Genomic DNA, 23,000 nt, shown 5'->3' with positions numbered 1-23,000 from the left:
GGACCCGCGGCGCCTGCGCAGCGCCGCACCGCCGCGGCTCCGCCGCCGCACTCCGCCGAAACCCCCATGTCCCGTCGAAACCCTCACGAGCCGACGTTTGTGCACGGGGGTCTGGGCGGCGCGTGGGGGTTTCGGCAGAAGCCGACACCTCGACAGGTGGATCCGCACAGAGGCGGATCTCTCGCAGAAGTCCACCGACCATGGCCGGACGCACCAGCACGAGAACCGTGCGGGCACCCTTGCGGAATGACTCTCGACCCGTTCGACGCTCGCGCGGCGCATCCGCTGCTGGGGTCCGCGGACCGGCACACCCCCGGCCGCGCGCAGACCCTGCTGCTCTCCCGTGATGAACTGATCGAGGCGGGGCACACTGAGCGCGAGCTTCGCGCGCTCGTGGCCGAGAAGCGTCTCATCCGGGTGCGCCGCGGCCGCTACGTCCATGCCGACGACTGGGCCATGTTGTGGAACGACGAGCGGCATCTGCTCGATGTGATCGCAGCGCACCGGAACTCCTCGTCGCCCGGGCTGGTGTTCTGGGGGCCGTCTGCGGCGGTACTGCATGGACTGCCGCTCTACCGATGGCGCCCCACGCAGGTGCACGCCGTCATCCTCGGCACACGTCACACGCGTGCACGGGCGCGGCTCATGATGCACGACGTCACCGTGGGCCCGGCAGACGTCACGGACGTCGACGGCATCGCGTGCACCGTGATCGACCGCACCGTCCTGGATCTGCTGTGCGGCGCCTCGGCAGAGGTCGGCCTTTCCGCCGCCGATGCTGCACTGCGCGCCCACGCTGTGCAGCGGCACGAGGAGGATCCCGAACGGGCAGGCGCGTGGCGAGCGCGGATGCACGAGCGGGCCGCCCGGATCCACGTCCGCGGCATCCGCGCGGCGCGGGAGCTCATCGACTTCGCGGACGGCCGCGCGCAGCTGCCCGGCGAGAGCGTCAGCAGACTGCACCTGCTCCGGCTCGGCTACCAGCGCGTGCCCCTGCAGACCCCCGTGCGCGGTCCGGACGGTGAGGAGTTCTGGCTCGATTTCGCCTTCCCTCGCAGTCGCGCGTTCGGCGAATTCGACGGCCAGGGCAAGTACCGGGATCCACGGCTGCGCGGCGCACGGCGGGTCGAGGACATCCTGCTCGCTGAGAAGCACCGGGAGGACATCGTCCGCGGGGTCACCGGGTGGCGCACGGTGCGATGGGGCTCTTCCCACATCCGCTCCGCCGACGCGCTCGGTGCTCGGCTGCACGCGTTCGGCATCCACCCACCGACCTGACGCCCGCGTCGACCGCGCGCCATCGACACTCGCCGACGCCCCGTTGAAACCCCCACAGGGCGCCGAGACCCCCACGGACAGGCGTCTGCACGCGGGGGTCTCGCCGGCCCGCGCGGGTTTGGGCAGCCCCCGGGGGTTTGGGCAGCCCGCGTGGGTTTCGGCCGCCCGCGCCGACCGTCCGCGCCGACCGACGCGCCCCGGCAGACCCCCCGCGCCACGGACGCGACACCCGCGCCGAAACCCCCACACGGCGCCGAGACCCCCACGGCGGGACGTCTCCCTGCCGGGGGTTTCGGCGGCACGTGGGGGTCTCGGCAGGACGACGGACACCGCCCGCGATCCGTAACCTGCCGCCACGTCGGCAGTCCACCCGGGAGAATGGATCCATGGACTGGCAGACCACCTCGGAGGACACCGTGCCCTCGGCGCGCGTCTCGGAGGCGGACGCCCGCCTGCTGCGCGCTCGTCCGCCCGCCACCGGCGCCTGGCGGGACGGGGATCCGGCCGGCGATCGCCTGTTCGAAGCGTTCGGGCCGTTCCGCACGGAGGGCGGCGAGGAGCTGCCGCTGATCCGCCTCGCCTACGAGTCGTGGGGGACGCTGAACGCGGCGCGCGACAACGCGGTGCTGGTCCTGCATGCCCTCACCGGGGACAGCCACGTGGTCGGCGAGGCCGGCCGCGGCCACGCGACGAGCGGATGGTGGGCCGACATCGTCGGCCCTGGCCGTGCCATCGACACCGACCGCTGGTTCGTCGTCGCCCCCAACATGCTCGGCGGCTGCCAGGGCTCCACCGGGCCGGCGAGCATCGCGCCGGACGGCTACGAATGGGCGTCGCGCTTCCCTTACCTCACCATCCGCGACCAGGTCGCCGCGCAGGTGCTGCTCGCCGACGCGCTCGGCATCGCGCGCTGGGCCGCGGTGATCGGCGGATCCATGGGCGGCATGCACGCCCTGGAGTGGGCCGTCGGGCACCCCGAGCGCGTCGAGCGGCTCGCCGTGCTGTCCTCTCCCCCGGTGACCACCGCCGACCAGCTCGCGCTGAACTTCGTGCAGCTGGAGACGGTGCGGATGGATCCGCGCTTCGCCGGCGGGGAGTACTACGACGCCCCGGTCGGCGAGGGGCCGCACCGCGGTCTCGCCCTGGCCCGGCGCATGGCGCTGCTGAACTACCGCAGTCCGATCGAGCTGAACCAGCGCTTCCAGCGCTCCTGGCAGTCCGACGTGTCACCGCTCGGCCACGGCGGGCGCTACGCCGTGGAGAGCTACCTCGACTTCCACGGCAACAAGTTCACGCGCCGCTTCGACGCCAACAGCTACCTGACGCTCGTGGAGGCGATGAACTCCCACGACATCGGCCGGGACCGCGGCGGCGTCGAGGACGCGCTGAAGCGAGTGACGGCGACGACGCTCGTGCTCGGGATCGACACCGACCGACTGTTCCCCGTCGACGGCCAGCACCGCATCGCCCGCGGCATCCCGAACACCCTGGACGGGAACGAGGCCGTGGTGCTCGCGAGCGACTTCGGCCACGACGGGTTCCTCATCGAGACCGACGCCGTCGGCATGCACCTGGAGCGCCTGCTCGAGTCCTGAGCCCGCGCGCGGCGCTCTCGCCGACATCGGCGCAGGAGGCGTTCAGGAGCCCTCGAACCGCCAGGCCGGATCCTCCGCGACCAGGCGCTCCCGGGCGCCGGCCGCGGCCCCGGCCAACTCGTCGCCGTCCCAGAAGAACAGCCTGCCCGCCGCGGTCGCCTGCATGCGGGTGCGGAAGACGGCCGGATCCCCGGCGCCCGCCAGGGCCTCCTCGACATCGGCCGCACGCTGCAGCGCATGCAGGGTCCGCCACGTCGGCGGCATGAGCGCGATCTGCCCCGCGTCGCGCGCCGCGAGCGCCGAGTCCGGCCGGAACCACCGCGCCTCGACCACCTCGGCGGGCGCAGGACGGAGCGCGCCGCCGGGATCCGCAGCGAGGAAGAACCAGGTGCGCACCCGCTTCGGGATCCCCGCGGGCGGCACCCAGCACGACAGCGGCACGAGGCGCTCGAGTTCGAGGCCCGCCTCCTCGGCGGTCTCGCGCACTGCGGCACGTCCCGCGTCCTCCTGCTCGTCGGCGCCGGGGACGTGGTCCCCCGGTTCGACCATGCCGCCGGGGAACACCCAGGCGCCCGCGAACGAGCCCCGGTCGGGTCGGCGCAGCAGCAGCACCTCGATGCCGCCCGCCGCGTCGCGCAGGACCACCGCGGTGCCGGCGACGGGCAGGTCGTCGTCCTCAGCCGAGCTCATCCGCCCATCGTAGGGTGCGCGGCCGTCGAGGGGACGAGGTGTCCGGCGCCTCAGACCAGGTCGCGCACCCGCACGGATCCGGTCTCGGTGTGGAACCGGCGCTGCACCGCGTAGGAGGCGAGCGCGATGCCGAGCCCGATGACGGCGAGCCCCGCACCGACCCAGGACGGCGCCGCGAAGCCCCAACCCCACGCGACCACCAGGCCGCCGAGGAAGGCGCCGAGGCTGTTTCCGATGTTGAGCGAGGAGTGGTTCAGCGCCGCTGCGATGGACTGGTTGTCGCCGGCGACCTCCATCAGTCGGGTCTGGATCGAGACGCCGAGGACCGACGAGAGCGCCGCCATCAGGAACGCCAGCGGGACGAGCAGCCAGATCGAGAACGACAGCACGGCCAGCAGCGCGAGCAGCACCGCCAGCCCGCCCATCCCGTAGAGCAGGGTGAGCCGCAGGTTGCGATCGGCGAAGTGACCGGCGAGCAGGTTGCCCAGGGTCATCCCGAGCCCGAACACGACGAGGGTGATCGGCACCATCCACTGCGGCGCCCCTGCGCGATCGGTGATGAGCGGCGCGACGTAGCTGTACAGGGCGAAGAACCCGCCGAAGCCGATCGCGCCGGTCGCGAGCGCGAACCACACCTGCGGGCGCCGGAAGACGCGCAGCTCCGCGCGGAACGTGCGGCCGGGATCCCCGGCGTGCTCCGGCACGAAGAACCCGATGCACAGGCTCGCGAGGGCGAAGACGACCGTGACCACGAGGAAGGCGATGCGCCAGCCGAAGTGCTGGCCGAGGAACGTGCCGAGCGGAACGCCGACCACATTGGCGATCGTCAGTCCGGTGAGGATGAAGGCGACGCCCTTCGCGCGCTTGCCGGGGCCGAGCACGTCGGCCGCGACGAGCGCCCCGATGCCGAAGTAGGCCCCGTGCGGCAGCCCGGCGATGAAACGGGCGAGCCCGACGGTCTCGAAGGTCGGCAGGACGACCGCGAGTCCGTTGCCGAGCGTGAGTGCGATCGCGAGGCCGAGCATCACCCGGTGCCGGGGGAAGCGCGCGACGAGGCCCGCGATGGTGGGCGCGCCGAGGACGACGCCGAGGGCGTACAGCGAGACGAGGATGCCGGCGCGGCCGATCGCCTCGTCGGGGCTCTGCGCCCACAGGCCCGGCAGCAGGTCCTGCGCGATGTTCGGCAGCAGGCCCATGGCGACGAACTCGGTCATGCCGATGCCGAAGCTGCCGATGGCGAGAGAGAGGAGCGCCCGCGTCGCCGCACCCCTCGAGAGGCTCGAGGGTTTCATCCGTCCAGCTTAGAGGGTGCCGGACTCGCCGATCGCGCGCTCCAGGCGCTCGATCTTGCCATCGATCTCGCCGGTGTAGCCGGGTCGGATGTCGGCCTTGAGCACGAGGGACACCCGGGAGCCGAACGGCATCACGGCCTCGGTCGCGCGCTTGACGACGTCCATGACGGTGTCCCAGTCGGGCCCCTCGATCTCCGTGAACATGCTCGTGGTGCGGTGCGCGAGGCCGGAGGCGCGGACCACGGCCACGGCGGCGGCGACCGCATCGTGCACCGAGGCGTCTGCGCTCTCGGGGCGGTCAGGGGCGGACCCGCTGGGGGCGACGGAGAAGGCGACGAGCATCAGGACCTCCGGGTTTCGGGGAGTTCGCGGGTGCGGGCCGGGCGGCGGCGCACCGGCGTGCGCACGATCGCGCGGATCGCGATCACGCAGATGATGACGACGAGGATGTTGCGGACGCTCAGCAGCGCGATCGGCAGGGCCTCGGCGCGCAGCAGACCGTCGTACACCACAGGGTAGACCGCCTGGGTGAACAGGTAATCGACGAGGATGAGCACCGCGGGGACGCGTACCCGCGGGCCGTCGAACAGCCACCACAGCAGGATCGGCGCGAGCATCCACACCTGGAACTGCGGGGATCCGACCTTGTTGCAGGCGATCAGCACGGCGACGAGGGCGAGCGCGGTCGCCGGCAGCAGCCGGCGCGCGGATGCCCCGGACCGCAGCCTCCACAGCGCGAGCGCGGCGATCGCGAGCACGGCCAGAGCCATGAGCGGGGTGAGCACGGCCGCGGCGAGATCGACGCCCGGGCCGGCGAGCTGGAACGTGAGGATGTGCCGGTCGTACTCGATGCGGGTCGCGCCGGTCTGGGTCAGCCACAGCAGCGGGGTGGCGCCCACGGCCTCGATCTGCAGCCCGCGTCCGCTCATCTGGCTGAGGAAGCCGAGCAGGTTCGCCCCGCCGCCCAGGAGCATCAGTCCGAGCACCACGACGAAGGTGACGACCGCCGCCGCGACGATCATCCGGATCCGCCCGCGCAGCAGCGCGAGCGCGGCGAGGAACAGCGCGCCCGGCCAGATCTTGATCCAGGCGCCGACCGTGAACAGCGCGCTCGCCACGGCCGGGCGGGAGAACAGCCACAGGCCGCCGATCAGCGCCAGCGGCACCGTGACCGCATCGATCCGGAACATCGCAATCGGCCCCAGCGCGACCAGTGCCGCCATCCAGAACAGGGCCGCGCCGCGGCGGATCCGGCTGCCGGCCGCCCGCCGGCAGCGGAGCAGGAACGCGAACCCGACGGCGTCGAGGATCGTGATCAGGATCGACCAGGCGACGACGTAGCTCGCGGATCCGACCGCGTACGTGCCGGGGATGAGCGGATGCAGCAGTTGCGAGATCCCCTGGGCGAGGAGCATCGGCACCAGGGCCAGCTGCGGGTACACCCAGCTCTCGGTGATCCCGACGACCGCGCCGCCACCGAGCGCATTGCGCGACCACGGCTCGTACACGAACACGGTGTCGCCCATCGGCAGCGCGGGCATGACCCAGCCGACGGTCGCGACGTAGACGTGCGCCAGGACGAAGGCGACCCACAGGACGGTGAGCGGCAGCCCCGCACGGCGCACCGCGGCCGGAACCTGTCCGGCGGCGGCCCGGGTCTGTGCTGCGCGGGTCGCGCCCGTCGGCTCGGCACCGCTCACGCGTGGTCCTCCTCGATCCGGTGGTCTTCGGGGTCGTCGACGCGTGCGCCGTCCGGGACGGAAGCGCGTTCGTCGGCGACGACCGCACCGTCGGCGCCGTCGTCGGCGAGGGCGTGCGCGAACGCGGCCGGCAGGGCCTCCGCCACATCCAGAGCGACGAGGGGACGGCCCACGGATCCGCCTGCGACGGCGGCGGCGATCCGGCCCGCGTGTCCGTGCAGCCAGGCGGCCGTCGCGGCGAGCTCGGGCAGCGGCGTCGAACGACCGCCGGCACGATCGGACGCGACGAGTGCGCCGATCACGCCGGCGAGCACGTCGCCGGTGCCCGCGGCGGCCAGCCAGCCGGTGCCGGCGTCCACGGCGATCGCGCGGGCGGCGTCGGCTGCGGCGACGAGCGTGGTCGCGCCCTTCAGCAGCACCGTTCCGCCGAGCACGCGCGCGGTCTCGAGGACGGCCGCCGCGCGCCGCTCGAGATCGTCGAGCGCCTCGGACGCGAGGGGTGTCAGCCCGAGCGTGGCGCGCAGCCGGACGAACTCTCCGGCGTGCGGGGTCACGATCACCGGGGCGCCCGCGGGGACGAGGTCGAGCGCACCCGCATCCACGACGACCGGCACCGCGCCGGCGAGCAGGCGATGCAGCCCGTCGGTCTCCTCGGGCGTGCGCAGGGCCGGGTCGGTGCCGGAGCCGATCACCCAGGCGTCGGCATGGACGTCGGCGGCCGGCAGAGGCTCGGCCACGACGGTCTCGGGCCGGCGGCCCAGCACGAGGTCGGCGGGGCGCCGCGGACCGATGTAGCGCACGTACCCGGCGCCGGCGCGCCAGGCCGCCTCGACGCCGAGCACCGCGGCTCCGGGGTACGCGTGGGAGCCGGTGCGCAGGGCGACGGTGCCGCGGGTGCGCTTGTCATCGGACCGCCCGGGGACGCGCAGCAGCGGGCGGACGTCGCGGCGCGTCCACGCGACAGGGCCGTGCGCGTCGAGCGCACCGGCGGACGGAGAAGGCATGGGATCAACGGTACTGGGCCGAGGCTGTGGATGCGGCCGCTCGCGATCTCGGCAGCAGCGCACGCTGCCGGGAGGGCGTCGACCGTCCGGCTGCGCCGGGACCGGATCCCGGCCCCGCGCGTCCTCACCCGCTCCGCGGCCGGTAGCGTCGTCACGTGAGTCTTCTGTTCTCCCCGCTGCCCCTCCGCTCCCTCGTCCTGCGCAACCGGCTCTGGGTCTCCCCCATGTGCATGTACAGCGCCGTCGACGGCGTGCCGCAGGAATGGCACCACACGCACCTTGCCCAGTTCGCGTCCGGCGGTGCCGGCCTCATCGTCGCCGAGGCCACGGCGGTGATCCCCGAGGGGCGGATCAGCCCGCGCGACACCGGCCTGTGGAACGACGCGCAGCGCGATGCGTGGGCGCCGATCGTCGCGGCCGTGCATGCACGCGGCGCGCACATCGGCGTGCAGCTCGCGCACGCCGGCCGCAAGGCCTCGACGTGGTGGCCCTGGGCTCCGGAGCAGGGCTCCGTTCCCCTCACGGAGGGCGGCTGGCCCACCGTCGCACCCTCGGCGATCGCGTTCGAGGGGTTCGCCGAGCCGGCGGCCCTGGATGCCGCCGGCATCGCCGCCGTGGTCGGGGCCTTCGCCGCCGCCGCACGCCGCGCCCTGGACGCGGGGTTCGACGTGCTGGAGATCCATGGCGCGCACGGCTACCTGCTGCACGAGTTCCTCTCCCCGCTCAGCAACCGCCGCGACGACGCGTACGGCGGCTCGCTCGAGAACCGGGCGCGTCTGCTGCTCGAGGTCACCGAAGCGGTGCGCGCGGTCGCGGGCGAGGACGTCCCGCTCTTCGTGCGGATCTCGGCGACCGACCACGCGCCCGGCGGTTTCACGGCCGAGGAGGCCGCGCAGGTCGGCGAGTGGGCCGTCGCCCGGGGTGCGGACCTCATCGACGTGTCCAGCGGCGGGCTCGTCGCCCACCAGCGCATCGACGTGCACCCCGGCTACCAGGTGCCGCTCGCCGCGGCCGTGCGCCGGGGCGGACGGATCCCGTCCTCCGCCGTGGGCCTGCTGACCAGCGGCGCGCAGGCAGAGAGCGTGCTCGCCGAGGGCGCTGCGGACGCGATCTTCGCCGGACGGGAGTGGCTGCGCGACCCGCACTTCGGACTGCGGGCCGCGCACGAGCTCGGCGACGAGATCGCCTGGCCCGACCAGTACCTCCGCGCCCGCTGGCGCTGAGCCCCGGCCGGTCCCGAAGCGTCCTTCGTCCCGCCTTCGGCTCGCTCAGGACCCGGAAGGCGAGGCGAAGGGCGCCGGATCAGCGGCCGAAGCCACGCCGCGTGATATCGCGCACCTCTCCGACGAGCTCCTCGATGATGTCCTCCAGGAACAGGACCGCGGTGGTCTCGCCGGCCGCGTCGCGCACCTGGGCCAGGTGACGCCCCGCCCGGCGCATGATCGCCAGCGCATCCTCGAGGTCGGTGTCCTCCTGCATCGGCACCATCTGATGGATCCGCTTCGCGGGGATCGGCAGCCCCGCCCGCGCGGCGGCCTCCGGGCCCTCCGCCGAGCGGATCACGTCCTTCAGGTGCACGTAGCCCACCGGGGCGCCCTCGGCGTCGACGATGACGTAGCGGGAGAAGCCGTGCTTCGCCACGGCGCGCTCCACGTCGTCCGGGGTCGCGCCGAGCGGCAGGGTGACCAGGCCGGCGAGCGGCACCGCCACGTCACGCGCATCCTTGTCGGTGAACTCGACGACCGCGCTGACGGTTCCGGCGGAGTCGTCCAGCACGCCCTCACGCCGGGACTGGTCCACGATCGTGGCGACCTCCTCGAGCGTGAACGTCGAGGCGGCCTCGTCCTTCGGCTCGACGCGGAACAGCCGCACGACGCCGTTCGCGGTCGCGTTCAGCGCCCGGATCACCGGGTAGAACACCTTCGAGAGCCACACCAGCGGAGTCGCCAGGATCAGCACCGACCGGTCGGGCACCGAGAACGCCAGGTTTTTCGGCACCATCTCGCCGAAGATCACGTGCAGGAACGACACCAGCACGAGCGTGATCGCGAACGCGACGACGTCCACCGCGGTCTCGGCCAGGCCGACGGCGTGCAGCGGCGCCTCGAGCAGGTGGTGCATGGCGGGCTCGGAGACGTTCAGGATCAGCAGCGAGCACACCGTGATGCCCAGCTGCGAGGTGGCGAGCATCAGGGTCGCGTGCTCCATCGCGTACAGGGCGGTGCGCGCGGATCGGGATCCCCGCTCCGCGAGCGGCTCGATCTGCGAGCGCCGCGCCGAGATCACTGCGAACTCCGCGGCCACGAAGAACGCGTTGCAGGCGAGGAGCACGAACAGCCAGGCGATTCCGGCCCAATCGTTCATCGCTCGCCCCCTTCCTCGGCGGACGGCGCCGGGATGAAGCGGATCCGATCCACCCGACGCCCCTGCATGCGCACGACATGCAGGGTGCCGCCGGGCACCGGCACCTCGTCGCCGGCCTTGGGCAGCCGCTCCAGAACGCTCATCACATACCCGCCGACGGTGTCGTAGACGTCGCCCTCCGGCACCTCGATGCCCGTGCTCCCGCGGAGCTCGTCCGGGCGCAGCTCGGCCGGGAACGTGATCCCGTCGCGGCCCTTCACGACGCCCGCCCTGCTGCGGTCGTGCTCGTCGGACACCTCCCCGACGATCTCCTCCACGAGATCCTCGAGCGTGACGATCCCCGCGGTGCCGCCGTATTCATCCACCACGATCGCCAGCTGGTAGCCGCCGCCGCGCAGCTCCGCGACGAGTGCGTCCAGGTGCACCGTCTCCGGCACGCGCAGCGGCTCGGAGGAGAGGGCGCCGACCGGCACCTCGGTGCGGCGGTCCCTGGGCACCGACACGGCGGCCTTCAGATGCACCACGCCGGTGATGTCGTCCAGATCCTCGGCGTACACCGGGAAGCGACTGTGCCCGGTGCGGCGGGCCAAGCCGATCACGTCGTCGGCGGAATCGGCCGCGGCGATCGCGTGCATGCTGGGGCGCGGAGTCATCACGTCGCCCGCGGTGAGTCGGGCGAACCCGAGGCTGCGGTCCAGCAGCGTCGCCGTGTCCTCCTCGAGCACGCCGGCGCTCGCCGAGCGGCGCACGAGCGAGCTCAGCTCCTCGGCGGAGCGGGCGCCGCTGAGCTCCTCCTTGGGCTCGATGCCCATCGCCCGCAGCACCGCGTTGGCGCTGCCGTTCAGCAGGGCGACGACCGGGCGGAACACCCAGGTGAACGCGGTTTGGAACGGGATGACGAGCTTGGCGGTCGCGACGGGCAGCGCCATCGCGAAGTTCTTCGGGACGAGCTCGCCGAGGATCATCGACAACATCGTGGCGACCGTCATGGCCGCGACCACCGCGATCGTGACGGTGACCGGCTCGGGGATCCCCCAGACCGTCAGCACCGGGCGCAGCAGGTTCGACAGCGCCGGCTCCATCGTGAAACCCGTGAGCAGGGTCGTCAGCGTGATGCCGAGCTGGGCCGAGGACAGGTGCGTAGACGTGATCTTCAACGCCGCGATCGTCATGCTCAGCCGGCTCTCGCCGCGCTCCCGCCGGGCCTCCAGGTCCGCGCGGTCGAGGTTGACCAGAGCGAACTCGCTGGCCACGAACAGCCCCGTTCCGATGATGAGCAGAAGCCCCACGCCCAACCAGATGTAGTCCATCACGGTGTCACCTCCGCCGAAGCGGAGAGCGGGCAGTGGGGCGAGGTACTACTGGAGGGAGGGTCGTCCATGGTGCGCACGAGTCTACTGGCACCGCGCGGCCGCGAACCTGCGCGATCGCCCGATGCCGCACGACGAGGGCGTCGGCCGCGCGGGCGTCACCAGCTGACCGGGAGCGCCTTGCCCTCCTCGTACCCGGCGGCCGACTGCAGCCCGACCAGGGCACGCTCGTGGAACTCCGGCACCGACGAGGCGCCGGCGTACGTGAAGGAGGAGCGCACGCCGGAGGTGATCATGTCCAGCAGGTCCTCGACGCCGGGCCGCAGCGGATCCAGGTAGATCCGCGAGGACGAGATGCCCTCCGCGAACAGCTCCTTGCGCGCCCGCTCGTACGCGTCGAGACGACCGAAACGCGCCTGCACGGCCTTCGTCGAGGCCATGCCCCAGGACTCCTTGTAGATGCGGCCGTCCGCGTCGGTCTGCAGCTCGCCCGGGGCCTCGATGGTCCCGGCGAACCAGGATCCGATCATCACCGACGCCGCGCCCGCGGCGAGCGCCAGCGCGACGTCGCGCGGATAGCGCACTCCCCCATCGGCCCACACGTGGGCGCCTGCCTCGGCGGCCGCCTGTGCGGTCTCCAGCACGGCGGAGAACTGGGGGCGCCCGACCGCGGTCATCATCCGCGTGGTGCACATCGCGCCCGGCCCCACGCCGACCTTGAGGATCGATGCGCCCGCCTCCACGAGGTCGCGCACGCCGTCGGCGGTGACGATGTTGCCCGCCACGATGGGGATCCCGAGCTCGAGCGCCGCCACCGTGCGCAGCGCCTGGAGCATACCCGCCTGGTGGCCGTGCGCGGTGTCGACCACGAGCACGTCCACCCCGGCGGCGGCGAGGGCCTTCGCCTTCGCGGCGACGTCGCCGTTGATGCCGACCGCGGCGGCGACCGCAAGACGGCCCGACGCGTCCACGGCCGGGCGGTAGAGGGTGGAGCGCAGCGCGCCGCGCGCGGTCTGCGTGCCCACGAGACGCCCGTGCTGCAGCACCGTCACCATCTCGGCCTCGACGGCGGTGATCGCGTCGAACGCGGCGCGCGGGTCGGCCACGTCCTCCGCATCCAGCGACGGCGAGTCGGCGCGGGTCAGGTCGCCCAGCTGCGCGTCGCGCAGCGCCGTCGCGAGCCGGGTGGCCGGCAGGACGCCGTGGATGGCGTCGGCGTGCAGTCCGTCGGGGCCGCCGGGCGCATCGGCGACGACGATGCCGCGCCCCTCGGTGGCAGGCATCAGCCGGAGCGCGTCCTCGACGGTGGCGAGGGGCGACAGCACGATCGGCGTGTCCCACGCGACGGGCTGGCGCTTGACCCAGCGGATCGCCTCGTCCAGCTGCTGCAGGGGCATGTCCTGCGGCAGCACGCCGATCCCGCCCCGGCGGGCGAGCGTCGCGGCGAGCCGCGGACCGGTGACCGAATTCATGTTCGAGGACACGAGCGGGATGGTCGCCGGGGTGCCGTCGTGGGGCGCGAGATCCACCTGCAGCCGGCTCGTCACATCGGAGTGACGCGGCACCAGGAACACGTCGGAATACGTGAGGTCGACCATGGGGAGCTCGCCGGAGAACTGCATGGTCTCAGGGTAGCCGTCCGGTCTCCTCTCCGTCCGGCGACCTGCCACGGCACGGCCCGCGAGCGCGCCGGCGGAGCGGTCCTCGGAGCCCCGGCGGATCGGACCCGCCGGAACCTCCGCGCGGGGGCCCGGTACGGGTCGTCGACACGTTAGGCTTGACACCCGGATGAGTGGCCATACCCGGAGACCACCGGGGACGGATCCCACCGATTCAGCGATGAAAGAGGGCGATCGAGCGTGTCGAGCCAGGTGACCGGCGTCGGGACTTCTGGAGATGGAGAGTTCGGGGCCAATTCCTGGCTCGTCGACGAGCTGTACGAGCAGTTCACGGTCGACCGCAACTCCGTCGACAAGGAGTGGTGGCCGGTTCTCGAGAACTATCGTCCGTCCGAGGCGGCGACCGCCGCTCCGTCCGCACCCGCGGCCCCCGGCACCGCCACGCCTGCGCCGGCGTCCGGTGCGCACCCGGTGACCGCACCGGTGCCGGTGATCGGCCAGCAGCCGGTCGCCCGCACCACCACGAAGCCGGCGCGTCAGGCGCCGATCCCCGCGCAGGCCCAGGACCGCGCCACCGGCGAGCCCGGCGCCGAGCAGCACGAGGACGTCGTGACGCCGCTGCGCGGCATGCCGAAGACCCTCGCCGCCAACATGGACGAGTCGCTGACCGTCCCGACCGCGACGAGCGTGCGCACCGTCCCGGCGAAGCTGATGATCGACAACCGCATCGTCATCAACAACCACATGTCCCGCACGCGCGGCGGCAAGGTCAGCTTCACGCACCTCATCGGCTGGGCGCTGATCCAGGCGCTGAAGGACTTCCCGAGCCAGAACGTCTACTACGCCGAGGTCGACGGCAAGCCCAGCGTGGTCGCCCCCGCGCACATCAACCTCGGCATCGCGATCGACATCCCCAAGCCCGACGGCACCCGCGCCCTGCTCGTCCCGTCGATCAAGCGCGCCGAGACGCTGACCTTCAGCGAGTACCTCTCCGCCTACGAGGACCTCGTCGTCCGCGCCCGCGGCAACAAGCTGACCGCCGCCGACTTCCAGGGCACCACGCTCTCGCTCACCAACCCCGGCGGCATCGGCACCGTGCACTCCGTGCCGCGCCTCATGAAGGGCCAGGGCTGCATCATCGGCGCCGGCGCGCTGGAGTACCCGGCCGAGTTCCAGGGCTCCAGCCAGAAGACGCTGGATGTGCTCGGCATCGGCAAGACCATCACGCTCACCAGCACCTACGACCACCGCGTCATCCAGGGCGCCGGATCCGGCGAATTCCTGAAGAAGGTGCACGAGCTGCTCATCGGCGAGCGCGGCTTCTACGAGGGCATCTTCCGCGCCCTCCGGATCCCCTACGCGCCGATCCGCTGGAACAAGGACATCGCGGTCGACCTGGCGGAGCGCATCGACAAGACGGCGCGCGTGCAGGAGCTCATCAACTCCTACCGCGTGCGCGGCCACCTCATGGCCGACATCGACCCGCTCGAGTACGTGCAGCGCACCCACCCCGACCTCGAGATCGAGACGCACGGCCTGACGTTCTGGGATCTGGACCGCGAGTTCGTCACCAACGGCTTCGGCGGCCAGCGCCAGCTCAAGCTGCGCGAGATCCTCGGCGTGCTGCGCGACTCGTACTGCCGCACGATCGGCATCGAGTACATGCACATCCAGGATCCGGAGCAGCGTCGCTGGTTCCAGGGCAAGGTCGAGGTCAAGTACGTCAAGCCCGGTCACGACGAGCAGCTGCGCGTGCTCAGCAAGCTCAACGAGGCGGAGGCGTTCGAGACCTTCCTGCAGACCAAGTACGTCGGCCAGAAGCGCTTCTCGCTCGAAGGCGCGGAGTCGCTCGTCCCGCTGCTCGACGAGATCCTGCAGGGCGCGGCCGGTGCGGGCCTGGACGGCGCCGCGATCGGCATGGCGCACCGCGGCCGCCTGAACGTCCTCGCGAACATCGCGGGCAAGACGTACGGCCAGGTGTTCCGCGAGTTCGAGGGATCCACCCTCCCGGGCAACCAGCGCGGATCCGGCGACGTCAAGTACCACCTGGGTAAGGAGGGCACGTTCATCGCCGACGACGGCGCCGAGCTGCCGATCCTCCTCGCCGCGAACCCGTCGCACCTGGAGACCGTGGACGGCGTGCTCGAGGGCATCGCGCGCGCCAAGCAGGACCGCAAGCCGATCGGCACCTTCACCTGGCTGCCGATCCTCGTGCACGGCGACGCGGCCTTCGCCGGCCAGGGCGTCGTCGTGGAGACCCTGCAGATGTCGCAGCTGCGCGGCTACCGCACCGGCGGCACGATCCACGTGGTCGTGAACAATCAGGTCGGATTCACCACGCTGCCGAACGACTCGCGCAGCTCGGTGTACGCCACCGACGTCGCCAAGACGATCCAGGCCCCGATCCTGCACGTCAACGGCGACGACCCCGAGGCCGTCGTGCACGTCGCGCAGCTCGCGTTCGAGTACCGCGAGCAGTTCCACCGCGACATCGTGATCGACCTCGTCTGCTACCGCCGTCGCGGGCACAACGAGGGCGACGACCCGTCGATGACGCAGCCGCTCATGACCGACCTGATCCAGGCCAAGCGCTCGGTGCGCAGCCTGTACACCGAGGCCCTCGTCGGCCGCGGCGACATCACCCAGGAGGAGTACGACCAGGCCAAGGCCGACTTCCAGAACCGCCTGGAGATCGCCTTCGCGGAGACGCACGCGGCGGAGACCGGCGCCACGCCGATCGCCCCCGACCTGCCGCCCGTGGACGAGCAGATCGGCACCCCGGAGGTCACCGGCGTCCCGCTCGAGGTCATCCACCTCATCGGAGACGCGCACGCGAACAAGCCCGAGGGCTTCACCGTGCACCCGAAGCTGCAGCAGGCGATGGACAAGCGCGTCGACATGAGCCGCAACGGCGGGATCGACTGGGGCTTCGGCGAGCTCCTCGCGTTCGGCTCGCTGCTGGTCGAGGGCACGCCGGTGCGCCTGGCCGGCCAGGACTCGCGCCGCGGCACGTTCGTGCAACGGCACGCCGTCCTGCACGACCGGGCGAACGGCCAGGAGTGGCTGCCGCTGGCGAACCTCTCGGACAACCAGGCCCGCTTCTTCGTGTACGACTCGCTGCTCAGCGAGTACGCCGCGCTCGGCTTCGAGTACGGCTACTCGGTGGAGCGCCCCGAGGCCCTGGTGCTCTGGGAGGCGCAGTTCGGCGACTTCGTCAACGGCGCCCAGTCGGTCATCGACGAGTACATCTCCGCGGCCGAGCAGAAGTGGGGCCAGCAGTCGAGCGTCGTGCTGCTGCTGCCGCACGGCTACGAGGGCCAGGGCCCGGACCACTCCTCCGCCCGCATGGAGCGCTTCCTGCAGCTGTGCGCGCAGGACAACATGACCGTGGCGCGTCCGTCCACCCCGGCGAGCTACTTCCACCTGCTGCGGCGTCAGGCGTACGCGAAGCCGCGCAAGCCGCTCATCGTGTTCACCCCGAAGGCGATGCTGCGTCTGCGCGGCGCGACCAGCGCGGTGGAGGACTTCACCCAGGGCCGTTTCGAGACGGTCATCGACGACACCCGCGAGCTGGACCGGAATGCCGTCAAGCGCGTCATCTTCCACTCGGGCAAGGTGCACTGGGATCTGCTCGCCGAGCTCGAGAAGAACCCCAACCCGGAGATCGCCCTCGTGCGGGTCGAGCAGCTGTACCCGGTGCCGCTGCGCGCACTCAAGACCATCGCCGACACCTACCCGAACGCCGAGATCGTCTGGGTGCAGGAGGAGCCGGAGAACCAGGGCGCCTGGCCGTTCCTCGCCCTGCACTTCCAGACCGTGCCGGGACCGCGCGTGGTGCGCCCGATCACCCGGCCCGCCTCGGCGGCGCCGTCGACCGGATCCTCGAAGGTGCACGCGCGCGAGCAGGCCGACCTGCTCGCACGAGCCCTGACCCTCTGAGCCCGGCTCAGGCCACCGACGCGGTGTCCCGGTTCTCCGGGGCACCGCGTCGTCGTTCCCGCCCGCGGCGCACGAGCGTCACCGCGACCGCGATGCCCGCGACCACGACCGGCACCACGAGGGCGGCCCCGGCGAGCAGCAGCAGGCCGATCGTGCACAGCGACGCGATCACGGCCATCCACCAGCCGGGCGTGCGCCGGGGCAGGATCCGGATCGCGGCGATCATGCCGATCGTGTACACGGCGACCATGCTCGCGGTGTGGATGAGGATGAACGGCTGCAGGTCGAAGCCCGTCGCCCACGACACCGCGAAGTAGGCCAGCACCAGCACCATCGACAGCATCAGCGCCCGGCGCGGGACGGCGCCGGACTCCACGCCCTTCGCGAACCAGCGCGGCAGGTCGCGGTTGGACGCGAGCGACGCCCCCAGCTTGCCGAACGCCGCGAGGTACACGTTGAGCACGCCGAGCGCCACCACGGCCGACACCACGCCGATGAGCGTGGGCGCGGCGCGCACCCCGCCGGACTCCGCGAGGTCCAGCAGGACGACGTCGCCCCTGCCCGCCCCCTCCCCCAGCGCGCCGACGGTGACGAGCTGCAGCGCGAGGTAGCACCCGCCGGCGAGCACCAGCGTGATCGCGGTCGCCAGCGGGATGGTGCGCCGGGGCCGGGCGAACTCGCCGGAGATGTGGGTGCCCACCTCCCATCCCGCGAACGCCCACACGAACATGACGATCGCGGTGCCGACGCCGCCCCAGCCGTGCGGCAGGAACGGCGTGAAGCTCTCCGGCCGCACCGCGGGCGCCGCGACCGCGACCACCACGACCACGATCGCGAGCAGCAGGCCGGTGAGCAGGAGCTGCAGCCATCCGGTGAGCCGCACCCCGAACAGGTTCGCCACGAACGGCACCAGGAGGAACCCGAGCGCCAGCCATGGGATGCCGGCCCGGTCGATCCCGACGACTGTCGCGATGTAGCGGGCGCCGAGGACCGCGACGACGGGACCGCCGGCGGCCACGCCGAAGAGGAACCAGTATCCGGTGGCGCGGGCGGCCGTGGGGCCCAGCGCGGTGCGCGCGTAACTGGCGACGCCGCCGGGGTCGGGATGGCGTGCGGCGAGGGCCGCGAAGGCGCCGGCGAGCGGCACCGCGAGCAGGGTGATCACCCCGACCGCGATGAGGCTGGCGGGGCCTGCGGTCTTCGCGGCGAGTCCCGGCAGCACGAGCAGGCCGGTCCCGAGAACGGACGCCAGATAGAGCGCGATGCCCGGCGCGAGACCCAGGCCCGCGCGCCCGTCCTCCGGGGTCAGTCCGGTGCCGTCGGCGCCCTCTGCCGGGCGGATCGCAGTCATGGCTCGACGGTAGCGGGGGCGTCGGACATTCAGTACCAGATGCTGAGCGAGGGGGCCGTGGGGAGACCGAGGGCGTTCTCGAGCTGCGCCGCGGTCCGGAACGTCGCACCGATGCGACCGGCCGCGTGCAGGGTCGTGGCGCTCACCCCGCCGAGGCACAGCGAGCTCAGGGCGTCCACGCCGAGCTCGACGTCCGGGTCCTCGGTCGTGGACTCGACGGTCGCCGTGCCGTCGGCCGCGATCCGCAGACGCCAGGAGCCCTCCGCCAGGCCGAGCGGATCCGTCACGCGCAGGACGGCGTCCAGAGGCGCGCGATAGCCGCGGGACCGCAGCACCACCGGGACATCCAGGATCCGGAGCCACCCGTGGTCGTGCACGACGGTCTGCACCGCGCGCTGGTCCGCCACCAGCCACGGCAGCGGGTCGTCCACCGGGCGGAGATCGGCATGCACGGTCCGGATGAGGTCGTGGTTGACCGCGAAGGCCCACAGCGCGCGCAGCGCCTCCGGCGTCTCCGCATCGAGGTGTCGCACCAGGAGGTCCGCGCCGAACTCGTCGCGCAGTTCGTCGAGCGTGTAGGCGAGCACGCCGCAGGTGCTGCCGTCGGCGTCGACCGCGCGGACGCCGCGCACCGCGCGGGCCTTCTCGTCGCCGGGCACGAGCCCCGCCATCCGCCGCCAGCGCAGCGGCCAGCCCGGGATGTCGCCGACGCGGGTGCGCCGGGTGCGCTCGTGCACCTCGTCGAGCGCCGTCATCAGTGCGTCCGGCTCGAGGTACTCGACCGTCACTGCGTCGCCTGCGGGCAGGGCGATCCCGCGGGCACGCCGCGCGTCGACCTGCAGGCAGGCGACCGGGACCGCGGCGCCGAATCCGTACCGGCCGTAGATCGTCGCCTCGGTGGCGGTGAGACCGGCGATCGGCACCCCGGCGTCCGCGGCCGCGCGCAGCTCGCCCTCGAGCAGGTTCCGGGCGATCCCGCGGCGGCGGTGGGTCGCCGAGACGGTGACCGCGCTGATCGCCCACAGGGGCAGGTGCGCTCCGGCCGATCCCGGCACGGTCATGGGGGTGATCCAGGAGCTGACCGTCGCCACGGGAAGCGCGTCCGCACCGGCATCCGCGGCGAAGACCCCGATGTTGCGCCGCTCAGTCATCATCTCGCGCATGAGCGCGATGTTCTCGTCGCGCGGCTCGCTGTCGAGGAAGCCCCGGGCGTCGGCGCGCGCGAAGGCACGGGCGGCGACCGGATCCGTCATGTCCACCGCGCGGTAGTCGAGCCCGGCGACGCTCAGCCGCTCCTGGGAGCGGGGGTCGGCCGGGACGGTGCGCGCGTCGGAGGTGTGCATGATCTCAGCGTATCCAGGCGGCAGACGCCCGGGATCGCCGTCGACGACAGGACGAGGTCAGTGGACGGCGGCCTGCACGGCGCGCAGACGCGCCAGCACCTGGTCGCGCAGCTCCTCGGGCGCGGTCTCCTTGCATGCCCGCGACACGACCTCGGTAAGCGTGGTGGCGACCAGAGCCTCCTCTGCGCACGACGTGCAGTGCTCGAGATGCTCGCGGATGTCGGAGTGCTTCGTCTTGCACATCTCGTTGCGGAGGTACTCCTCCAGGTCCTGCCGCGCCTTGGCGCACCCGCAGTCCGTCATTTCGTGCTCCTCGTGCCGGCCGCGGCGATGCCTCGCTCCGCGGCGTACTCCGCCAGCAGCTCTCGCAGCATGCGGCGCCCGCGGTGCAGGCGGCTCATCACGGTGCCGATGGGGGTCTTCATGATGTCGGCGATCTCCTGGTAGGCGAAGCCCTCGACGTCGGCGAGGTACACCGCCAGCCGGAAGTCCTCCGGGACCGCCTGCAGGGCCTCCTTGACGACGGAGGCGGGCATGCGGTCGATCGCCTCGGCCTCAGCCGAGCGACTGTGCGTGGCCGTAGTCGACTCGGCGCCGCCGAGCTGCCAGTCCTCGAGCTCGTCGATCGTGCCCTGGTAGGGCTCGCGCTGCCGCTTGCGATAGATGTTGATGTAGGTGTTCGTCAGGATCCGGTAGAGCCAGGCCTTCAGGTTCGTACCCTGGGTGAAGCTCGACCACGAGGCGAACGCCTTCACGAACGTCTCCTGCACCAGATCCGCGGCGTCGGAGGGATTGCGCGTCATGCGCATGGCGGCGGCGTAGAGCTGATCCATGAAGGGGATCGCCTGCTCCTCGAATTCCCGGCGCGCGGAGGACTCCGCGTCGGGCTGCGCGTCCAGCGGTGCCTGATCGTTCATCGCCAGCCAGTCTAGGCCGTCGAGATCGAGGTGCACCGAGCCGTCCAGGTCGAGGGGCACTCGCTCGAGCGTCGCCAGCATGGGCCCGTCCTTCTCCGTCTTCCCGCGGTCTCCGATCGGAGGCCTTCAGTAGGGTAGGAACCGATGAGCGCTTCGACGTATTCCCCCGCACCGCGCGGCCGCTGGTCGGCGCCGCGTGCCGCCGGTGTCCTGCACGCGCAGCTGCGCGTGCCCGGATCCAAGTCGCTCACGAACCGCGAGCTCGTCGTGGCCGCGATCGCCGACGGTCCTGGCCTGGTCACGGCTCCCCTGCACTCCGACGACTCCGCCCGCATGATCGACGCCCTGCGCGCCCTCGGCATCGGGGTCGAGGAGGAGCGCGGCTCCGGCGAGTTCGGCCCCGACCTGCGGGTCACGCCCGCGCACCTCACCGGCGGCGGCACGGTCGACTGCGGTCAGGCGGGCACGGTCATGCGCTTCATCGCCCCGCTGGCCGGCCTCGCCGACGGCGACGTGCTGCTCACCGCGCACGAGTCCGCCCTGCACCGGCCGATGGGCGCCATGATCCACGCCCTGCGCGATCTCGGCATCGACGTGGAGGACCACGGCAGCTGGTCGCTGCCGTTCACGATCCGCGGCCGAGGCCACATACGCGGCGGCCGGGTGGAGATCGACGCCTCCGCGTCCAGCCAGTTCGTGTCCGGCCTGCTCCTCGCCGCCCCCCGCTTCGACGTGGGCCTGCACCTCGTGCACACCGGGGCGCGCCTGCCCAGCATGCCGCACATCGACATGACCGTGGAGTCGCTGACCCGCCGCGGCATCAAGGTCACCCGGCCCGCGCCCGGCGAGTGGATGGTGGAGGCCGGCTCCCCGCGCGCCCGCGAGACCGCGATCGAGCCCGATCTGTCCAACGCCGCGCCGTTCCTGGCGGCGGCCCTCGTCGCGGGCGGAGAGGTGTCGATCGCCGGGTGGCCGAGCCGCTCCACGCAGCCGGGCGCGCTGCTGCCGGAGCTGCTGGCACCTCTCGGCGCCGCGGTCCACCGCAACGGCGACGTGCTCACGGTCCGCGGCACCGGACGGATCCGCGGCGGCGAGTTCGACCTGTCGGCCGCGGGCGAGCTCGCACCCACCTTCGTCGGGCTCGCAGCCCTGGCCGAGGCGCCGACGACGATCACCGGGATCGGGCACATCCGGCTGCACGAGACGGACCGGATCGCGGCGCTGGCGGGGAACCTCCGGGCGCTGGGCGGCGAGGCGGAGGAGCTCGAGGACGGCATCCGGATCATCCCCGCCGAACTGCACGGCGGAACCTGGCCGGCCCACCACGACCACCGCATGGCGACCACGGGAGCGCTCATCGGCCTGCGCGTGGCCGGCGTCGAGATCGACGAGATCGGCACCACCGCGAAGACGCTCCCGGAGTTCACCCAGCTGTGGGAGCGGCTGCTGGCCGGCGTCGCCCCGGGGAGCGAGAGGGCGTGAGCTGGATGGACGGCGTCTGGGACGACGGGGACGGCGAGGACGACCTCGACGACTTCGACGAATCCCAGATCCGGACCCGGCCGAACCCCAAGGCCAATCGCCCGCGCACCAAGCGTCGTCCCGCGCACGCCGACGCCGAGATCGGGCGCGTGCTGGGCGTCGACCGCGGACGCTACGCCGTGCTGCTCGGCGAGGGGACCGACGAAGAGCGCACCATCACCGCCGCGCGAGCGCGCGAGCTCCGGCGCACCGCGATCGTCACCGGCGACGCCGCCCGGGTCGTCGGCGACACCTCGGGCGAGGAGGGCACCCTGGGCCGGATCGTCGGGATCCTGGAGCGCTCCTCGCTGCTGCGCCGGAGCGCGGACGACACCGATCAGGTGGAGCGCGTCATCGTCGCCAACGCCGACCAGATGCTCATCGTGGTCGCGGCCGCGGATCCCGAGCCGCGCGAGCGCCTCGTCGACCGCTACCTGGTGGCGGCGCTCGACGCCGGTATCCGCCCGCTGCTCGTGGTCACCAAGACGGACCTGGCCGATCCGACCGAGTTCCTCACGCACTTCGCCGGTCTGGATCTGCAGGTCTTCACCAGCGCTCAGGGGCGCATGCCGGTCGACGAGATCGGCGCCGCGCTCATCGGGCACTCCACGGTCTTCGTGGGGCACTCCGGGGTCGGCAAGTCGACGCTCGTGAACGCCCTGGTGCCCGGGGCGGGCCGCGCGACCGGCCATGTGAACGAGGTCACCGGCCGGGGCCGGCACACCTCGTCGTCGACGGTGTCGCTGCGCTACGTCGCCCCCGCCCTCGCGCCGGGTTCGTCCCTGGGCTCCGGGTGGGTCATCGACACGCCGGGCGTGCGCTCGTTCGGCCTCGGGCACGTGGATCCGCAGAACATCCTGGCCGCGTTCACGGAGCTGGCGGCGATCGCGGAGAACTGCCCGCGCGGCTGCACGCACCTGCCCGACGCGGAGGACTGCGCGCTCAACGAGGCCGCCGCCGACGGCGCCCTCGGGGACGCCGGACTGGCGCGCCTGGAGTCGCTGCAGCGGCTGCTCGCCACGTTCGCCGACAAGCTCTGACCGCTCCCCCGGTCGCGCGGACGGGTAGCCTGGAGGA

General features: G+C 72.6%; 18 protein-coding genes. 6 read left to right on the top strand and 12 right to left on the bottom strand.

Annotation, left to right across the window (positions count from 1 at the left end):
- Nucleotides 1-246: 246 nt before the first annotated feature.
- Both ACYQ1L_RS06150 and metX read left to right on the top strand, forming a co-directional pair.
- Nucleotides 247-1,278, top strand: a complete 1,032-nt coding sequence (locus ACYQ1L_RS06150) for a hypothetical protein (protein ID WP_460003354.1) — start codon at nucleotides 247-249, stop codon at nucleotides 1,276-1,278.
- 386 nt (nucleotides 1,279-1,664) lie between these two features.
- Complete coding sequence (metX, locus tag ACYQ1L_RS06145; protein WP_460003353.1) at nucleotides 1,665-2,873, top strand: homoserine O-acetyltransferase MetX; 1,209 nt, start codon at nucleotides 1,665-1,667, stop codon at nucleotides 2,871-2,873.
- A gap of 42 nt (nucleotides 2,874-2,915) precedes the next feature.
- On the opposite strand, the gene ACYQ1L_RS06140 is transcribed toward metX, so the two are convergent.
- Genes ACYQ1L_RS06140 through ACYQ1L_RS06120 form a run of 5 tightly spaced genes read right to left on the bottom strand, consistent with a single transcriptional unit; the run spans nucleotide 2,916 to nucleotide 7,559 of the window.
- On the bottom strand, nucleotides 2,916-3,563 hold the full coding sequence (locus ACYQ1L_RS06140; RefSeq protein ID WP_460003352.1) for an NUDIX hydrolase: 648 nt from the start codon (nucleotides 3,561-3,563) through the stop codon (nucleotides 2,916-2,918).
- 50 nt (nucleotides 3,564-3,613) lie between these two features.
- Nucleotides 3,614-4,855: an MFS transporter gene (locus tag ACYQ1L_RS06135; protein WP_460003351.1), complete on the bottom strand. Its 1,242-nt coding sequence runs from the start codon at nucleotides 4,853-4,855 to the stop codon at nucleotides 3,614-3,616.
- 9 nt (nucleotides 4,856-4,864) lie between these two features.
- Nucleotides 4,865-5,197: a thiamine-binding protein gene (locus ACYQ1L_RS06130; RefSeq protein ID WP_460003350.1), complete on the bottom strand. Its 333-nt coding sequence runs from the start codon at nucleotides 5,195-5,197 to the stop codon at nucleotides 4,865-4,867.
- Nucleotides 5,197-6,555: a hypothetical protein gene (locus ACYQ1L_RS06125; RefSeq protein WP_460003349.1), complete on the bottom strand. Its 1,359-nt coding sequence runs from the start codon at nucleotides 6,553-6,555 to the stop codon at nucleotides 5,197-5,199. Before ACYQ1L_RS06125 ends, ACYQ1L_RS06130 begins: the two co-directional genes overlap by 1 nt.
- The gene (locus tag ACYQ1L_RS06120; protein ID WP_460003348.1) at nucleotides 6,552-7,559 is read right to left on the bottom strand and encodes an ADP-dependent NAD(P)H-hydrate dehydratase; all 1,008 of its coding nucleotides are present in this window, start codon (nucleotides 7,557-7,559) and stop codon (nucleotides 6,552-6,554) included. The genes ACYQ1L_RS06125 and ACYQ1L_RS06120 overlap by 4 nt, the downstream gene beginning before the upstream one ends.
- Nucleotides 7,560-7,714: 155 nt before the next feature.
- Between ACYQ1L_RS06120 and ACYQ1L_RS06115 the strand changes: the two genes are divergently transcribed.
- On the top strand, nucleotides 7,715-8,782 hold the full coding sequence (locus ACYQ1L_RS06115; RefSeq protein ID WP_460003347.1) for an NADH:flavin oxidoreductase/NADH oxidase: 1,068 nt from the start codon (nucleotides 7,715-7,717) through the stop codon (nucleotides 8,780-8,782).
- 79 nt (nucleotides 8,783-8,861) lie between these two features.
- Here the strand turns inward: ACYQ1L_RS06115 and ACYQ1L_RS06110 are convergent, their stop codons facing one another.
- The 3 genes from ACYQ1L_RS06110 to guaB1 all read right to left on the bottom strand — a co-directional run bounded on the left by ACYQ1L_RS06110 (nucleotide 8,862) and on the right by guaB1 (nucleotide 12,855).
- Nucleotides 8,862-9,923: a hemolysin family protein gene (locus ACYQ1L_RS06110; protein WP_460003346.1), complete on the bottom strand. Its 1,062-nt coding sequence runs from the start codon at nucleotides 9,921-9,923 to the stop codon at nucleotides 8,862-8,864.
- A complete protein-coding gene (locus ACYQ1L_RS06105; protein WP_460005767.1) occupies nucleotides 9,920-11,233 on the bottom strand; it encodes a hemolysin family protein in 1,314 nt (437 codons plus the stop codon). Before ACYQ1L_RS06105 ends, ACYQ1L_RS06110 begins: the two co-directional genes overlap by 4 nt.
- A 158-nt stretch (nucleotides 11,234-11,391) precedes the next feature.
- Nucleotides 11,392-12,855, bottom strand: a complete 1,464-nt coding sequence (gene guaB1 / locus ACYQ1L_RS06100; RefSeq protein ID WP_460003345.1) for a GMP reductase — start codon at nucleotides 12,853-12,855, stop codon at nucleotides 11,392-11,394.
- 237 nt (nucleotides 12,856-13,092) lie between these two features.
- Here guaB1 and ACYQ1L_RS06095 point away from each other — a divergent pair, with 237 nt between their 5' ends.
- The gene (locus ACYQ1L_RS06095) at nucleotides 13,093-16,791 is read left to right on the top strand and encodes a multifunctional oxoglutarate decarboxylase/oxoglutarate dehydrogenase thiamine pyrophosphate-binding subunit/dihydrolipoyllysine-residue succinyltransferase subunit (protein WP_460003344.1); all 3,699 of its coding nucleotides are present in this window, start codon (nucleotides 13,093-13,095) and stop codon (nucleotides 16,789-16,791) included.
- Between the two features lie 7 nt (nucleotides 16,792-16,798).
- Here ACYQ1L_RS06095 and ACYQ1L_RS06090 read toward each other — a convergent pair whose 3' ends face one another.
- Genes ACYQ1L_RS06090 through ACYQ1L_RS06075 form a run of 4 tightly spaced genes read right to left on the bottom strand, consistent with a single transcriptional unit; the run spans nucleotide 16,799 to nucleotide 20,483 of the window.
- Nucleotides 16,799-18,142 carry an APC family permease gene (locus ACYQ1L_RS06090; RefSeq protein WP_460003343.1) on the bottom strand — a complete coding sequence of 448 codons (1,344 nt, stop codon included), beginning with the start codon at nucleotides 18,140-18,142 and terminating at the stop codon, nucleotides 16,799-16,801.
- 29 nt (nucleotides 18,143-18,171) lie between these two features.
- Entirely contained in the window at nucleotides 18,172-19,485 is a 1,314-nt protein-coding gene (locus tag ACYQ1L_RS06085) for a GNAT family N-acetyltransferase (protein WP_460003342.1), read from the bottom strand.
- Nucleotides 19,486-19,542: 57 nt separating this feature from the next.
- Nucleotides 19,543-19,788 carry an alpha-ketoglutarate decarboxylase gene (locus tag ACYQ1L_RS06080; protein WP_460003341.1) on the bottom strand — a complete coding sequence of 82 codons (246 nt, stop codon included), beginning with the start codon at nucleotides 19,786-19,788 and terminating at the stop codon, nucleotides 19,543-19,545.
- Complete coding sequence (locus ACYQ1L_RS06075) at nucleotides 19,785-20,483, bottom strand: sigma-70 family RNA polymerase sigma factor (protein ID WP_460003340.1); 699 nt, start codon at nucleotides 20,481-20,483, stop codon at nucleotides 19,785-19,787. The genes ACYQ1L_RS06080 and ACYQ1L_RS06075 overlap by 4 nt, the downstream gene beginning before the upstream one ends.
- Before the next feature lie 63 nt (nucleotides 20,484-20,546).
- Between ACYQ1L_RS06075 and aroA the strand changes: the two genes are divergently transcribed.
- The gene (gene aroA, locus ACYQ1L_RS06070; protein WP_460003339.1) at nucleotides 20,547-21,884 is read left to right on the top strand and encodes a 3-phosphoshikimate 1-carboxyvinyltransferase; all 1,338 of its coding nucleotides are present in this window, start codon (nucleotides 20,547-20,549) and stop codon (nucleotides 21,882-21,884) included.
- A 5-nt stretch (nucleotides 21,885-21,889) separates the two neighbouring features.
- Nucleotides 21,890-22,963: a ribosome small subunit-dependent GTPase A gene (gene rsgA, locus ACYQ1L_RS06065; RefSeq protein WP_460005766.1), complete on the top strand. Its 1,074-nt coding sequence runs from the start codon at nucleotides 21,890-21,892 to the stop codon at nucleotides 22,961-22,963.
- The last annotated feature ends 37 nt before the right edge of the window (nucleotides 22,964-23,000 follow it).

Source organism: Microbacterium xylanilyticum (assembly GCF_054654695.1).
The sequence above is the reverse complement of the archived record's forward strand: the minus strand, read 5'-3'. Positions and strand labels throughout refer to the sequence as shown.

Coding starts and splice junctions, on each gene's coding strand:
- ACYQ1L_RS06105 (WP_460005767.1), bottom strand. CDS start 11,233: ATGGACTACATCTGGTTGGGCGTGGGGCTTCTGCTCATCATCGGAACG.
- ACYQ1L_RS06140 (WP_460003352.1), bottom strand. CDS start 3,563: ATGAGCTCGGCTGAGGACGACGACCTGCCCGTCGCCGGCACCGCGGTG.
- ACYQ1L_RS06150 (WP_460003354.1), top strand. CDS start 247: ATGACTCTCGACCCGTTCGACGCTCGCGCGGCGCATCCGCTGCTGGGG.
- ACYQ1L_RS06135 (WP_460003351.1), bottom strand. CDS start 4,855: ATGAAACCCTCGAGCCTCTCGAGGGGTGCGGCGACGCGGGCGCTCCTC.
- rsgA (WP_460005766.1), top strand. CDS start 21,890: ATGGACGGCGTCTGGGACGACGGGGACGGCGAGGACGACCTCGACGAC.
- aroA (WP_460003339.1), top strand. CDS start 20,547: ATGAGCGCTTCGACGTATTCCCCCGCACCGCGCGGCCGCTGGTCGGCG.
- ACYQ1L_RS06075 (WP_460003340.1), bottom strand. CDS start 20,483: ATGCTGGCGACGCTCGAGCGAGTGCCCCTCGACCTGGACGGCTCGGTG.
- ACYQ1L_RS06090 (WP_460003343.1), bottom strand. CDS start 18,142: ATGACTGCGATCCGCCCGGCAGAGGGCGCCGACGGCACCGGACTGACC.
- ACYQ1L_RS06120 (WP_460003348.1), bottom strand. CDS start 7,559: ATGCCTTCTCCGTCCGCCGGTGCGCTCGACGCGCACGGCCCTGTCGCG.
- ACYQ1L_RS06080 (WP_460003341.1), bottom strand. CDS start 19,788: ATGACGGACTGCGGGTGCGCCAAGGCGCGGCAGGACCTGGAGGAGTAC.
- ACYQ1L_RS06110 (WP_460003346.1), bottom strand. CDS start 9,923: ATGAACGATTGGGCCGGAATCGCCTGGCTGTTCGTGCTCCTCGCCTGC.
- metX (WP_460003353.1), top strand. CDS start 1,665: ATGGACTGGCAGACCACCTCGGAGGACACCGTGCCCTCGGCGCGCGTC.
- ACYQ1L_RS06130 (WP_460003350.1), bottom strand. CDS start 5,197: ATGCTCGTCGCCTTCTCCGTCGCCCCCAGCGGGTCCGCCCCTGACCGC.
- ACYQ1L_RS06085 (WP_460003342.1), bottom strand. CDS start 19,485: ATGCACACCTCCGACGCGCGCACCGTCCCGGCCGACCCCCGCTCCCAG.
- guaB1 (WP_460003345.1), bottom strand. CDS start 12,855: ATGCAGTTCTCCGGCGAGCTCCCCATGGTCGACCTCACGTATTCCGAC.